The sequence below is a fragment of the Flavobacterium sp. XN-5 genome, assembly GCF_008033395.2.
Classification (GTDB): Bacteria; Bacteroidota; Bacteroidia; order Flavobacteriales; family Flavobacteriaceae; genus Flavobacterium; species Flavobacterium hiemivividum.
Genome location: NZ_VOGZ02000005.1, coordinates 237,125 through 251,415 on the forward strand (window position 1 = coordinate 237,125; position 14,291 = coordinate 251,415).

Annotated in this window: 9 protein-coding genes; 4 read left to right on the plus strand and 5 right to left on the minus strand. The window is 35.3% G+C overall.

The annotated features are described in order from the left end of the window. Window positions 1-19: 19 nt before the first annotated feature. The gene (locus FQU23_RS10840) at window positions 20-1,198 is read left to right on the plus strand and encodes an acetyl-CoA C-acyltransferase (RefSeq protein WP_147673834.1); all 1,179 of its coding nucleotides are present in this window, start codon (window positions 20-22) and stop codon (window positions 1,196-1,198) included. 71 nt (window positions 1,199-1,269) lie between these two features. Next, window positions 1,270-2,031 (plus strand): C40 family peptidase, encoded by a 762-nt coding sequence (locus FQU23_RS10845; RefSeq protein ID WP_147673835.1) that lies wholly within the window; start codon window positions 1,270-1,272, stop codon window positions 2,029-2,031. 55 nt (window positions 2,032-2,086) lie between these two features. On the opposite strand, the gene FQU23_RS10850 is transcribed toward FQU23_RS10845, so the two are convergent. Continuing rightward, a complete protein-coding gene (locus FQU23_RS10850) occupies window positions 2,087-3,358 on the minus strand; it encodes a tetratricopeptide repeat protein (protein WP_147673836.1) in 1,272 nt (423 codons plus the stop codon). A gap of 51 nt (window positions 3,359-3,409) precedes the next feature. Next, window positions 3,410-6,052, minus strand: coding sequence for a DNA gyrase subunit A (gene gyrA, locus FQU23_RS10855; protein ID WP_147673837.1), 2,643 nt, complete (start codon window positions 6,050-6,052; stop codon window positions 3,410-3,412). Between the two features lie 255 nt (window positions 6,053-6,307). Here gyrA and FQU23_RS10860 point away from each other — a divergent pair, with 255 nt between their 5' ends. Then, window positions 6,308-8,854, plus strand: coding sequence for an ATP-dependent Clp protease ATP-binding subunit (locus tag FQU23_RS10860; protein ID WP_147673838.1), 2,547 nt, complete (start codon window positions 6,308-6,310; stop codon window positions 8,852-8,854). A 146-nt stretch (window positions 8,855-9,000) separates the two neighbouring features. Then, on the plus strand, window positions 9,001-10,371 hold the full coding sequence (gene rimK, locus FQU23_RS10865) for a 30S ribosomal protein S6--L-glutamate ligase (RefSeq protein ID WP_132112845.1): 1,371 nt from the start codon (window positions 9,001-9,003) through the stop codon (window positions 10,369-10,371). Between the two features lie 112 nt (window positions 10,372-10,483). On the opposite strand, the gene FQU23_RS10870 is transcribed toward rimK, so the two are convergent. Genes FQU23_RS10870 through hutH form a run of 3 tightly spaced genes read right to left on the minus strand, consistent with a single transcriptional unit; the run spans window position 10,484 to window position 14,065 of the window. Next, window positions 10,484-11,830, minus strand: a complete 1,347-nt coding sequence (locus FQU23_RS10870; protein ID WP_147673839.1) for an inorganic phosphate transporter — start codon at window positions 11,828-11,830, stop codon at window positions 10,484-10,486. 30 nt (window positions 11,831-11,860) lie between these two features. Next, window positions 11,861-12,505 (minus strand): DUF47 domain-containing protein, encoded by a 645-nt coding sequence (locus FQU23_RS10875; protein ID WP_147673840.1) that lies wholly within the window; start codon window positions 12,503-12,505, stop codon window positions 11,861-11,863. A gap of 51 nt (window positions 12,506-12,556) precedes the next feature. Then, complete coding sequence (gene hutH, locus FQU23_RS10880; RefSeq protein WP_147673841.1) at window positions 12,557-14,065, minus strand: histidine ammonia-lyase; 1,509 nt, start codon at window positions 14,063-14,065, stop codon at window positions 12,557-12,559. Between the last annotated feature and the right edge of the window lie 226 nt (window positions 14,066-14,291).

Consider the following 14,291-nt stretch of genomic DNA (forward strand, 5'->3'; position numbering starts at 1 on the left):
AACTAACATTACAAAAATCATGAACAAAAGAGTTGTTATCGTTTCTGCCGTTAGGACACCTATCGGAAGCTTTATGGGAGGATTATCTACAGTGCCTGCTCCAAGATTAGGCGCTATAGCCATTAAAGGAGCTTTAGATAAAATAAAATTAGATCCAAAATTAGTTGATGAAGTATATATGGGTAATGTGGTTCAGGCCGGTGTAGGACAAGCTCCCGCACGTCAAGCTGCAATTTTTGCAGGCTTAGCCAATACCGTTGCTTGCACAACAATAAATAAAGTATGTGCATCAGGCATGAAATCAGTAATGCTAGCAGCACAAGCTATCCAATGCGGTGATGCCGAAATCGTAGTTGCTGGTGGTATGGAAAACATGAGTTTAATTCCGCATTACATGAATTTGAGAGCTGGAACTAAATTTGGCCCTTCGACTATGGTTGACGGAATGCAAAAGGACGGACTTGTTGACGCTTACGACAACAACGCTATGGGCGTTTGTGCGGACTTATGTGCGACTGAATATAATTTCACTAGAGAAGATCAAGATAAGTACGCAATTCAATCGTATGAGCGTTCAGCAAAAGCTTGGGAATCTGGTAAGTTTGATAACGAAATAGTTCCTGTAGCTGTACCGCAACGAAAAGGAGATCCAATTATAGTATCAAGAGACGAAGAATACACAAATGTCAAAATAGATAAGATTCCAACATTAAACGCTGTTTTTTCAAAAGACGGAACTGTAACTGCCGCAAACGCATCAACCATAAATGATGGTGCAGCAGCTATGATCTTAATGAGCGAAGAAAAAGCATTTTCTTTAGGATTAAAACCTCTTGCATTCATCAAAGGCTATGCTGATGCTGCTCAAGAACCGAAATGGTTCACAACAAGCCCATCTAAAGCACTTCCTAAAGCTTTAGATAAAGCAGGAATAGCAATCGGTGATGTTGATTATTTTGAGTTCAACGAGGCTTTCGCAGTCGTAGGACTTGCAAATGCTAAAATTTTAGGTTTAGAAAATGATAAATTAAATGTAAATGGTGGTGCCGTTTCACTAGGACATCCTCTAGGATGTTCAGGAGCTCGAATTATTGTTACTTTATTGAATGTTTTAGAGCAAAATAATGCTAAAACTGGAGCCGCAGCTATATGCAATGGTGGTGGTGGCGCTTCAGCAATTGTGATAGAAAGACTTTAAATATTTTTGAATTAGAAGTTGCAAGTTCTATCACTTGCAACTCCTAATTCTAAACCCATAATTTTACCTAAATGTTCGGAATTTGTAATCTGGCTATTATCCCGCTTCGGTTTGAACCAAATGATAGAAGCGAAATCGTTTCTCAAGTTTTATTTGGTGAACATTTTGAAGTTTTAGAACAACAAAAACAATGGTCTCGCATCAAGATGCAATTTGATGGGTATGAAGGCTGGGTAGATTCCAAACAATACCAAGTGATTTCAGAGTCTGACTTCAATCAGCTTTCTGACGAACCTATTATTTTAAATGCTGATTTAATCGAATACGTCACTGGATCTGATAATTTACTGATGCCAATTCCTCTAGGAGCCTCTATTTCATTTATTAGCAACGAGGCTATAAATACAAGTAACTTTGATTTTGAAGGAACAAAAGTAAATGGTGTAAAAGATAAAAAGCAGCTCATAAACACCGCGTTTTTATACCTTAACGCTCCTTATCTTTGGGGTGGGAAAACACCTTTTGGTATTGATTGTTCTGGTTTTACACAGATGGTTTACAAACTTAACGGCTACAAACTACTAAGAGACGCTTCGCAACAAGCCACTCAAGGAGAAGCTTTAAGCTTTATCGAAGAAAGTGAACCAGGTGATTTGGCTTTTTTCGACAATGAAGAAGGCAGTATTATTCATGTAGGTATCATCATGGAAAACAACTATATTATCCATGCCAGCGGAAAAATACGGATTGATAGATTAGATCATCTAGGGATTTATAATCCCGAAATTAACAAGCACACTCACAAACTTAGAGTCATAAAAAAGATTATATAAAAAAACCTATCTGAACTAAATCAGATAGGTTTTTTTTTAGTTTTAAACTAATGTATTAATTCATTTTTGCCTGCAAAGCTTTCTTTTCAGCAGTCATTTCTAATGCACTGTACACATTTAAAAGTGTTTTAGCTACATCATCATTTTTTGGATCTACTTCTAATGCCTTTACTAGATAAGGTATAGCGCTTTTAAATACGTTTTGTCTTTGGGTTTTCAAAACTGCATAACGTTTCATATCTTTATCAGACGCTCCTAGCTTATTCATTTCATCGATAATACCAGTCTCAGCGTCTAACTTTAATGCCGCCATATTTATATAAGCATTAACATATTTAGGGTTAATTGCAATCGCTCTATCATAATATTTTTCAGCATTTACAAGATCTTTAGCATTACCGCTAATTACTCCTAAGTTAAATACTAAATCTGCATCATTAGGATTTTTTTCTAAAACTTCATTAATTAACTTTTTATAAGTATCAAAGTCTTTAGTTTCTAAATACAAGTTTGCCTGTGTTAATATCAATGAAGTGTCGTCAGGATTAGCAGCTCTAGCTTCTTCAATTGCTTTTTTAGCTTCTTCTGTTTTACCACCTTCGACCAAAATTAAGGCCATGTTTTTGTATATCTCTCCTCTTTTTGAAGGAATAACTTCAACAGTAGGTTTTTCGTGCGTACCTAACTTAACAGCTCTATCTCTTTCTGCAAGGGTATTAAAAAGATCTTCCTTATCTGAAATTTTATTTACCGCTAAGTAGCTAGTTCCTTTTCCAGAGTAGTTCATTCTTTTTAACTCCTCGTACATCTTTAATGCTGTATCATACTCTTTTGCGTTTACATAAGTCGAAGCTGCATAGTAAAGATTTAAAGTGTCTTTTTTGTCCAATAAATAAGCATCGTACAATTTCTTTGCACTATCTGAATGTTTTTCAACTTTAGAGTCAGCAATGGCACTATTAATCAATTTATACTTTATATCAATGATTGATGTCGCAGCCTGGGCAGAAAATTTAGCTTTTCCAGACGCTTTCTCTGCATTTACTAAACTTAAATAAGCATCTGCAGCCAAGGCTAAATTTTTATCTGTATCAACGTTTTTATTTGCTAACTCAAGATATGTATTTCCTTTTAAAAAGAAAAATTGTGCTTTTTCGTCAGCACTCGCATTAGACAATAAAGATTCAGCACCTTGTAAAATAGTAGCTGCTTCTTGAGTACTTCCTTTTTTCAGCGCTTTTTCAGCAGCTTTAATTTCATCTTTTTGAGCAAAAGATGCTACTGATATCAATAAAGCTGACGCTAGTACTGCATATTTACTTTTCATAAAATTCTATTTAATAATTAATTAATCTTTGTTTTTGTATATCATTCTTGTTTACACTTCGTCATCAGCATCGTCTGCCTCATCCTCAGCTTCATCTTCTACTTCGTCATCTTCGCTCTCATCTTCGTCAGTAACACCTTCGTCTTCTAAAACTTCTAAGATAGGTTTTACTCTTTCGATTGCTTCCACTTCAATAACGTTACCGTCTTCATCAACAACAACTTCTGGATCATCTTTCATCACTTTTGTAACTGCAGCGATAGAATCTTTACCTTTTAAGTTTATCAATTTCACACCTTGAGTAGCACGTCCCATAACTCTTAAGTCTTCGACAGCCATTCTAATTGTTAATCCTGATTTGTTGATAATCATTAAATCATCGGCATCAGTAACCGCGTTGATCGAAATCAGATTACCTGTTTTCTCAGTAATATTTAAAGTTTTGACTCCTTTTCCACCACGGTTAGTAATACGATAAACATCTTCTCCATCGTCATCAACTAATTTAGTACGTTTTCCGTATCCATTTTCAGTCACAACTAAAACTTGAGATTCGTTCACAGCATCTTTATCTACAGTAACCATGCCAATAACTTCATCAGTATCATCCTTAAGCGAGATTCCACGCACTCCAGAAGCTGTTCTTCCCATTGGACGGGTTTTAGATTCTTCAAAACGAACTAACTTCCCTGATTTAACAGCAAGGATAATTTGGCTCTCACCATTCGTTAATTTAGCTTCCAATAATTCATCCCCTTCTCTAATTGTAATTGCAGCTACACCATTCACTCTAGGTTTAGAATATTTCTCTAAAGAAGTTTTCTTAACCTGACCTTTTTTAGTCACCATAACTAAATTATGACTCTTAATATAGTCTTGATCTTTTAAGTCTTGTGTACAAATAAATGCTTTTACTTTATCATCACTTTCGATATTAACAAGATTCTGAATCGCTCTACCCTTAGCAGTTTTAGTTCCTTCTGGTATTTCATAAACACGCATCCAGAAACATTTTCCTTTTTGAGTAAAGAACATCATATATTGATGGTTAGTAGCCACAAACATGTGCTCTAAGAAATCTTGATCTCTTGTTCCAGCACTTTTTTGACCTACTCCACCTCTATTTTGTGTTTTGTATTCTGTTAAATTTGTACGTTTAATATATCCTGCATGAGAAATTGTAATAACTACATTCTCATCAGCAATTAAATCTTCGATACTTACATCTCCACCTGAATATTCAATTTGAGAACGACGCTCATCTCCGTATTTATCACGTATTTCGATAAGCTCGTCTTTAATTAAAGCCGTTCTAAGATTAATATCTTCTAACAATGCTTTTAAGTGCGCTATTAACTTCATTAATTCCTCATATTCAGCTCTTAACTTGTCTTGTTCCAGACCTGTTAATTGGCGCAAACGCATTTCTACGATAGCACGCGCTTGAATATCTGATAATTTGAATCTTTCGATTAATTTTTCACGAGCTTCTTCGGTATTTTTCGAACCTCTAATTAAAGCGATTACTTCGTCAATATTATCTGAAGCAATGATTAATCCTTCTAAAATATGAGCTCTTTCTTCAGCTTTACGCAATTCGAAACGTGTTCTTCTAACTACCACATCATGACGGTGCTCCACAAAATAGTGAATCATATCTTTCAGATTCAACATTTGCGGACGACCTTTTACCAATGCAATATTATTCACACTGAAAGAAGACTGTAACTGCGTGTATTTGTAAAGCGTATTTAAAACTACGTTTGGAGTCGCATCGCGCTTCAAGATATAAACAATACGCATACCGTTTCTATCTGATTCATCGCGAATATTTGCTATCCCATCTATTTTTTTATCGTTAACTAAATCAGCAGTACGCTTGATCATGTCGGCCTTATTCACTTGGTATGGAATTTCGGTAACAATGATACATTCTCTTCCGTCCACTTCTTCAAAACCAACTTTAGCACGCATTACAACACGTCCTCTACCCGTTTTAAACGCTTCACGAACACCTTCGTAACCGTAGATAATTCCTCCTGTTGGAAAATCCGGCGCTTTTATATAGGTAATTAACTCATCTATCTCGATATCGTTATTATCCATGTAAGCCAAAGTACCGTTGATTACTTCGGTAAGATTGTGAGGAGGCATATTAGTCGCCATACCTACAGCAATTCCTGTTGCTCCATTGATCAATAAAGTAGGAACACGAGTTGGCATTACTTTTGGCTCATATAAAGTATCATCAAAATTCAGTTGAAAATCAACCGTTTCTTTTTCGATATCAGCCATTATTTCTTCCGAAATCTTGCGCATTCTAGCTTCCGTGTAACGCATTGCTGCAGGGCTATCACCATCTACAGATCCAAAGTTACCTTGACCATCCACTAATAAATATCGCAAACTCCATTCCTGAGCCATACGAACCATGGCATCATAAACTGATGTATCTCCGTGAGGGTGATACTTACCTAAAACTTCCCCGACAATTCTGGCGGATTTTTTATGGGCTTTATTTGAAAAAACTCCTAAATCATACATTCCGTAAAGAACTCTTCGATGAACTGGTTTCAAACCATCTCTAACATCTGGAAGCGCCCTTGATACAATTACTGACATCGAATAATCAATGTAAGCTGACTTCATTTCATCTTCTATGTTAATAGGAATTAACTTTTCTCCTTCAGACATAAGTTGTTATATTAAAATATTATATTAGTTTCAAAACGTGCCAATATACGGCTTTTTGAAATTTATAGTCCTGTTTTAGCATTCTAATTTCAAAGATTTATTAACAAAATTAGAGGAGCTTTGTTTAATAAATTAAGTGCGTTTTCACAATATTTCCCCATATTTTTTTGTCAATTAGCTGACATGACATCTTCGGGTACGATTTTTGTTTTTAAAATACTAATTCACTAAGTTTACATATACAAAACACACATTATGGATGATAATTTTTCACCAAGAGTAAAAGATGTTATAACCTATAGCAAGGAAGAAGCCTTGCGTTTAGGTCACGACTTCATAGGAACTGAACACTTGATGCTAGGTATTCTTCGCGATGGTAATGGTAAAGCAATTCAAATATTAAATAACCTATCTGTCGACTTAGACCATTTGCGTCGAAAGGTAGAAATACTAAGCCCCGCAACTCCTAGCATCGAAACAAATTTAGAAAAGAAAAATCTTCATTTGACCCGACAAGCAGAACGCGCTTTAAAAACAACTTTTCTAGAAGCAAAAGTGTTTCAAAGCTCCTCTGTGAGTACAGCGCATTTATTGCTTTGTATTTTGAGAAACGAAAACGATCCCACAACCAAGCTACTGAATAAACTTAAAATTGATTATGATGTAGCTAAAGAACAATATATCAATATGACACCAAACGAAGAAGAATTCTTGGAAAATTTACCAAGAGCTACAGACTCATACAATGACGATTCAGGACAAGATGACAGTCTTAAAGAGGGAAGTTTCAATAATCCAGCCAATAAATCCAATAAGAAATCTAAAACTCCTGTATTAGATAACTTCGGAAGGGATTTAACTGAAATGGCCGAAGAAGGAAAACTAGACCCAGTTGTAGGGCGTGAGAAAGAAATTGAACGTGTTTGCCAAATTTTGAGCCGACGCAAAAAAAACAACCCGCTCCTTATAGGTGAGCCGGGAGTTGGTAAATCAGCTATCGCCGAAGGTTTAGCTTTACGAATCATACAAAAAAAAGTTTCAAGAATCCTTTTTAACAAACGCGTAGTTACTTTAGATTTAGCAAGTCTTGTTGCTGGAACTAAATATAGAGGACAGTTTGAAGAACGCATGAAAGCGGTAATGAATGAATTAGAAAAAAATGATGATATCATTCTTTTTATTGATGAAATTCATACTATCGTTGGTGCTGGTGGCGCAACTGGTTCTTTGGATGCATCCAATATGTTCAAACCTGCTCTAGCAAGAGGAGAAATCCAATGTATTGGAGCAACAACGCTGGATGAATACAGACAATATATTGAAAAAGACGGTGCATTAGAAAGACGTTTTCAAAAGATAATTGTAGAACCTACATCTGTTGAGGAAACAATTACCATCTTAAACAATATCAAAAACAAATACGAAGACCATCATAATGTTACTTATACACCCGAAGCTATTGAAGCCTGTGTTAAGTTAACAAATAGATATATGTCCGAACGTTTCTTGCCAGACAAAGCTATCGATGCCTTGGATGAAGCAGGTTCACGCGTGCATATCACCAATATTGAAGTTCCAAAAAAGGTATTGGATCTAGAGCGTCAACTAGAAGACATTCGAGAATTAAAAAATGTAGTTGTTAAAAAACAAAAATACGAGGAAGCCGCTAAGCTTCGTGATGACGAAAAACGCATCGAAAAAGAATTAGCAATTGCTCAAGAACAATGGGAAGAGGATGCAAAAAACAATCGAATTGAAGTTACAGAGGACAATGTTGCCGATGTAGTTTCCATGATGACTGGAATTCCTGTGAACCGTATTGCACAAACAGAAAGCAACAAACTGGCCATTTTACCAGAATTGATCGAAAGTAAAGTTATTGGACAAAAAGAAGCAGTTTTAAAAATCGCGAGATCGATTCAAAGAAATCGTGCGGGATTGAAAGATCCAAACAGACCTATTGGTTCCTTTATTTTCCTTGGTCAAACAGGTGTTGGAAAAACACAATTAGCCAAGGTTCTTGCTAAAGAATTGTTTGATTCTGAGGATGCATTGGTTCGAATCGACATGAGTGAATACATGGAGAAATTTGCGATCTCTAGATTAGTTGGGGCGCCTCCAGGATATGTAGGTTATGAAGAAGGCGGTCAATTGACTGAGAAAGTTCGTAGAAAACCATATTGCGTAGTGCTTTTGGATGAAATTGAGAAAGCGCATCCAGATGTTTTCAATATGCTACTTCAAGTCTTAGACGATGGTTATTTAACTGATAGTTTAGGTCGAAAAATTGATTTCAAAAATACGATAATTATCATGACTTCAAATGTTGGAGCCAGACAATTAAAAGATTTTGGTCAAGGTGTAGGTTTCGGAACTGCCGCAAGAACAGCAAATGCTGAAGATAACTCTAAAAGCATTATTGAAAACGCGTTAAAGAAAACTTTTGCACCTGAATTTCTAAATAGAATCGACGATGTAATTGTATTCAACACATTAGAGAAACATGATATCGATTTAATTATCGAAATTGAATTGAAAAAATTATATGCTCGTCTTACTGAACTAGGATACAATTTGACAATTTCTGATAAAGCAAAAGCATTTATTGCAGAGAAAGGTTTTGATAAGCAATTTGGAGCAAGACCATTAAAAAGAGCCATTCAAAAATATGTTGAAGATAGTCTTGCTGAAGAGATTATTACTTCTAAAATCGCTGCCGGAGATGAGATATTCATGGATATTGAAGAGGGCGCACAAGAATTAAATGTAAAAGTTAATAAAGCAGAAGCACCTACTAAGTAATTGCAAACTGCGTTTTTTATAATACCGTAAACCCGTTACGTCTTTCTTACGTAACGGGTTTATTCTTAATAGCAATTCTGTATATTTATAAAAACAAATATTTACATTTGACTTTTATAATATGCACTTAACAAAAATAAAAATATATGGCTCAAGACAAAGTTATTCTAGGTAGCGAAGAATGGTGTTCTTTTCCCGAACTAGGAATTCCTACAATAAAAGCACGGGTGGATTCTGGTGCAAAAACATCTGCTTTACACGCTATCAACATTGCTCCTTTTATTAAAAATGAAACAAATTGGGTGCGATTTGACATCAATCCTATTCAAAATAATTTAAAAACCGTCATCCATTGCGAGGCGCGTTTAGTTGATAAGCGTATTGTAAAAAGCTCTAGTGGATTTAGAGAACAGCGTTACGTAATTCAAACTAATCTAGAGATTGGTACCGAGAGCTGGCCTATTGAAATGACATTGACAAATCGAGATTCAATGGGATTCAGAATGCTTTTAGGTAGAGAAGCCATGAGCGGAAGAGTACTAGTTGATCCAGCACAACAATACCTATTGGGCCAACCAACAAATGACAATCTTAAAGAATTATATAAAAATTCAGAAAAAGCAGCTACTGGTTTACGTATTGGAGTTTTAGCTAGTAATCCTGAATTGTACAGCAACAAACGTATTATGGAAGCGGGTGAAATGCGTGGTCACGAAATGCATTTTTTAAACATCAAAGAGTGTTACATGCGGCTTGATGCTAAAACACCTGAAATTCACTACAGAGGCGGAATCATATTAAATCAATTTGATGCAATCATTCCAAGAATAAGACCGAGTATCACGTTTTACGGCTGTGCTTTAACGAGACAATTTGAAGCTTTAAAAGTATTTAGTTTAAATTCAGCTGCAGCAATTACACAATCACGCGATAAGTTGTTCTCATTGCAATTATTATTAAACAGTGGTATTGGGATTCCTACAACTGGTTTTGCTAATTCACCTTTAGACACCAATGACTTGATAAAAATGGTAGGCGGTTCGCCATTGATTGTGAAATTACTAGAAGGAACTCAAGGTAAAGGTGTTGTTCTTGCAGAGACTAAGAAAGCAGCAGAAAGTGTAATCAACGCTTTTAAAAGTGTAAATGCTAATATACTAGTTCAAGAATTTATAAAAGAAGCTAATGGTAAAGATTTACGTTTATTTGTGATTGACGGAAAAGTAGTTGCGACTATTCAGCGTGAAGCGATGCCAGGTGAATTTAGAGCTAACATCCACCTTGGCGGAACAGCATCTGTTATTAAAGCAACCATGGAAGAAAAGCGAATTGCTATTAAAGCAGCAAAAGCGATGGACTTAAAGGTGGCCGGAGTAGATATTATCCGTTCAGCGAAAGGCCCGTTATTACTTGAAGTAAATTCCTCTCCAGGATTAGAAGGAATAGAAGGCGCTACAAACAAAGATATCGCCGGCGAAATGATAAAAGCTATCGAAAAGAATTTTAAGATGAGATAGTAGATTCAGTTCTCTTAGAAATCAACAGTTTTAGACTTAATAAATTCGATAAAAAAACCATCCTAACATTAAAATTAGGATGGTTTTTTATTTATTCGAAAATATAATTATCTTAAAGAAAAAATGAAAGTGCATAATAAACCAGAGCCGCTAACAAAGCCGAAATAGGAATCGTTAACACCCAAGCCCACAGTAAACTTACCGTCACTCCCCATCGTACTGCAGATACACGTTTAGTCATCCCTACTCCAATTATAGACCCTGTTATAGTATGTGTAGTACTCACGGGAACTTTAAAGTGTTCTGTGAAATACAAAGTTAAAGCTCCAGCAGTTTCAGCAGCTACCCCTTCAAATGAAGTTACTTTTGTGATTTTTGATCCCATTGTTTTTACAATCTTCCAACCTCCACTCAATGTTCCTGCCGCAATTGCGGAGTAACAAGCTAACGGAATCCACTCCGGCATTCTAAAATCGCCATCTTCATTTGGAAGCACCACATCTAACCAATGAGGCAGACTTTCTTGAGCAATTCCACTTGTATGAATATAAACAGTAACTGCCGCAGCAATAATTCCCATTACTTTTTGAGAATCATTTCCACCATGTCCTAAACTAAATGCAGCAGAAGACAATAATTGCATTTTCTTCAACCACGCTGCCGATTGATGTAAGTTTAAACTACTAAATATTAAACAAAAAGTACTAATTGACAAAATGATAAAAGCAACCAAAAACCATTTAATATTGTGTGATTCAAAAACAACACTCCACATGTGAGAATCAAAACGAGGCTTTTTAATTTCATCGTAGGGAACCATCTGACTTGCAACAAACCAAATAGTCAAAATCATTAAACTCAGTGTAAATAATTTAGGATAAATGCTTTTCTTCGAAGCATTAAGAAGCCAAATAGATATTAAATAAGACATTAAAGCACCCAATAAAGGAGCTAAAACAATAAAAGCAATGATCACCAAAACTCCCGAAGGAAAACTTCCGTCTTTACCTACAGTATACCAGTTTACGGTATCGTACCAATAAGCAGTTTTAATTTCGGCACCATTAACGATTGTATATTTAAGAAAACCGTGAACCGCAATGGCATGGGCAATAGCCGCACCTGCAAACCCACCAATTAGAGTATGAGAAGAACTGGACGGAATTCCTTGCCACCAGGTAAATAAATTCCAAATAATGGCCGCAATAACACCGGCGAGAATCACCACTAGATTAATTTCTAATGTATTAGCGGTTTTAGCGACAGTATCTGCGACTCCAAAACCAAAGACCCAATAAGCTAAGAAATTAAAAAAAGCAGCCCAAACAACGGCTTGGAAAGGCGATAAAACTTTTGTGGCAACAACGGTAGCAATAGCATTAGCTGCGTCATGAAAACCATTGATGTAATCAAAAATTAAAGCCAGGACTATAATAACTATAAGTAAAGTAAATTCCATAAATGTAATTTCAGAAAGAAATAGATAAAATTAAGAATGCTTTACAGCGATTGATTCAAGGACACCGGCAACGCTTTTACATTTATCTGTAGCAGTTTCTAAAACCGATAATACTTCTTTATACTTCAATAAATTCTTAACATCTGTCTCATTTTCGAAAATTTCAAAAACGGCTTTGTTATAAACGTTATCTGATTTATTCTCTAATTTATTAATTCGAGCACAGGCAGCAGTTATATTCTTTATATTCTTAAAACCTTTTAATTCTTTAACGGCTGTGTCAATGTTTTGACATGCTTCTAAATTGATTTCTGTCAATTTTCGAATTGATTTAGTAATTTTATCCACTTGATACAATCTCATTCTACTTGCTGCACCTTGAAGATTGTCAGCAACATTGTCAATAGATGTAATTAGTGCATGAATGTCTTCTCTGTCAAACGGAGTAATAAAGTTCCTACTTAACTCAAGATTAGTCTGACGAGTAATTTCCTCTCCTCTTTCTTCTAATTTATCGATTTTTTGAAAAAGAACTTCTCTTTCTTTTAATGGTTGATTAACAGCCTCATGTAAATAACTTGCTAATTCAATTAAATTACTAGAAGCTTCCTCAAATAAAGGAAAGAATTTTTTATCCTTCGGAACTAAAAATTGGAAGATGGTATTTAACGACATATTTTTTTTTTTGGATGCAAAAATACTTTATTTTATTATTCGATCGATTATCTAATCCAATAAATCATCTTCTATTTGAAAACTGTTTAAAAAAGCAACCGTTTTCTCAATGTCATAATGTAAAATTCGGTCTTCTTTTACGAACGAAACCTCTTCTCTATAAGAGCTTAAAAACATTTCGATGAACTCACTTGACTGAAGTGGTCTTCTAAACTCCATCGCTTGAGAAGCATTCATCAATTCGATCGCTAAAATACGTTCCAGATTATCCATAACACGCAACGCTTTTGTAGCGCCGTTTGCCCCCATGCTCACATGATCTTCTTGCCCATTACTGGAAACAATACTATCTACACTAGAAGGTGTCGCTAATTGCTTGTTTTGACTCGCAATACTAGCAGCCGTATACTGTGGAATCATAAAACCCGAATTCAATCCTGGATTATCCACTAAAAAAGCAGGTAAATTACGCAATCCTGAAATCAACTGATAGGTCCTTCTTTCGGAAATACTACCTAATTCAGCTAAAGCAATTGCCATAAAATCTAATGCCAATGCCAAAGGCTGTCCATGAAAATTCCCACCAGAGATAATCTGGTCACTTTCGATAAATATATTTGGATTATCTGTAACCGAATTAATTTCAGTTTTAAAGACTTTTCTAACGTAATCAATAGCATCTTTTGAAGCGCCATGAACCTGTGGAATGCAACGGAATGAGTACGGATCTTGAACATGTACTTTCACTTGTTTGATAATTTCACTTCCTTCCAGAAATTCTTTTATACGTCCTGCAGTTGTGATTTGCCCTTTATGAGGACGAATAAAATGGATTAACTCATTAAATGGTTCGATGCGACCATCAAAACCTTCTAAGGATATCGCGCCTATTAAATCAGCTAAATAAGAAAATTTATTGGCTTTCATCAAAATATGAGCTCCATAAGCGCTCATGAATTGCGTTCCATTTAGCAAAGCCAGTCCTTCTTTAGACTGCAATACAATAGGCTGCCAGTTAAACCGTTCCATAATCACGCTTGAATGCACTTTTTTACCCTCAAAATACACTTCACCTTCTCCTAATAAAGGTAAAGATAAATGTGCTAAAGGAGCTAAATCTCCAGATGCACCAAGGGAACCTTGAGTATATATAATAGGTAAAATATCATTGTTATAAAAAGCCAGCAAACGCTCCACTGTTTGCAATTGTATTCCTGAATGCCCATAGCTCAATGACTGGATTTTCAACAACAACATCAATTTCACAATTTCAGGCGAAACTTCTTCCCCAGTACCACAAGCATGCGATTTTACTAGGTTTTCCTGAAGTTTTGATAAGTTTTCATTAGAGATCTTAACATTACAAAGCGATCCAAAACCCGTATTTATACCGTAAATAGGTTCAGAATGCGTCGCCATTTTTGCATCTAAATAATCCCTACATTTTTGAATATTAATTTTAGCCTCATCAGAGAGGTCTAATAACATCTGTTGTGAAATAATCTCGTTTACGGTTTCCAGGGAAAGTAGCGCAGTACTTATATAATGTGTATTATCCATTTAGGCTTTAATTTGAGAATCCAAAATTGACTAAATCAATATTAAAAAGCAACATATATTAACTATAATTTAGATTTCAGATTAAAAAGTATCGATTTGCCAAACTTGACAGTGTTTATTACAGAATTACCATGCTTCATAAAGTGATCATTTTAATTGTATTGAGTGGATTATCACCTAGTTTTATCCATGGTAGTTCAAATTCGAAAAAATCACTATTAGGAAT

What these genes read in the sequence shown, in the direction of transcription:
- hutH (WP_147673841.1), bottom strand. Translation starts at nt 14,065, where the DNA reads ATGGATAATACACATTATATAAGTACTGCGCTACTTTCCCTGGAAACC.
- FQU23_RS10845 (WP_147673835.1), top strand. Translation starts at nt 1,270, where the DNA reads ATGTTCGGAATTTGTAATCTGGCTATTATCCCGCTTCGGTTTGAACCA.
- FQU23_RS10850 (WP_147673836.1), bottom strand. Translation starts at nt 3,358, where the DNA reads ATGAAAAGTAAATATGCAGTACTAGCGTCAGCTTTATTGATATCAGTA.
- FQU23_RS10860 (WP_147673838.1), top strand. Translation starts at nt 6,308, where the DNA reads ATGGATGATAATTTTTCACCAAGAGTAAAAGATGTTATAACCTATAGC.
- FQU23_RS10875 (WP_147673840.1), bottom strand. Translation starts at nt 12,505, where the DNA reads ATGTCGTTAAATACCATCTTCCAATTTTTAGTTCCGAAGGATAAAAAA.
- FQU23_RS10870 (WP_147673839.1), bottom strand. Translation starts at nt 11,830, where the DNA reads ATGGAATTTACTTTACTTATAGTTATTATAGTCCTGGCTTTAATTTTT.
- rimK (WP_132112845.1), top strand. Translation starts at nt 9,001, where the DNA reads ATGGCTCAAGACAAAGTTATTCTAGGTAGCGAAGAATGGTGTTCTTTT.
- gyrA (WP_147673837.1), bottom strand. Translation starts at nt 6,052, where the DNA reads ATGTCTGAAGGAGAAAAGTTAATTCCTATTAACATAGAAGATGAAATG.
- FQU23_RS10840 (WP_147673834.1), top strand. Translation starts at nt 20, where the DNA reads ATGAACAAAAGAGTTGTTATCGTTTCTGCCGTTAGGACACCTATCGGA.